This window comes from Aeromonas sobria (genome assembly GCF_050266975.1).
Lineage (GTDB): Bacteria > Pseudomonadota > Gammaproteobacteria > Enterobacterales > Aeromonadaceae > Aeromonas > Aeromonas sobria_B.
Genome location: NZ_JBKISU010000128.1, coordinates 1 through 296, shown reverse-complemented (window position 1 = coordinate 296; position 296 = coordinate 1). Strand labels below are relative to the sequence as shown.

Sequence of the window (296 nt, the reverse complement as noted above, 5' to 3'; positions counted from 1 at the left end):
GTGACTAAGCGTACATGGTGGATGCCTTGGCAGTCAGAGGCGATGAAGGACGTACTAACCTGCGATAAGCTGTGAGAAGTCGGTAAGAGACGCTATTACTCACAGATTTCCGAATGGGGAAACCCACTTAGCATAAGCTAGGTATCGTTGCATGAATACATAGTGCAACGAGGCGAACCGGGAGAACTGAAACATCTAAGTACCCCGAGGAAAAGAAATCAACCGAGATTCCCTCAGTAGCGGCGAGCGAACGGGGATTAGCCCTTAAGTTTCTTGGAAGTTAGTGGAATGGTCCT

Annotated in this window: 1 rRNA gene; it reads left to right on the top strand. The window is 48.6% G+C overall.

From position 1 onward, the window contains the following. Positions 1-296, top strand: a 23S ribosomal RNA gene (locus tag ACLHZ1_RS20760); the annotation flags it as partial.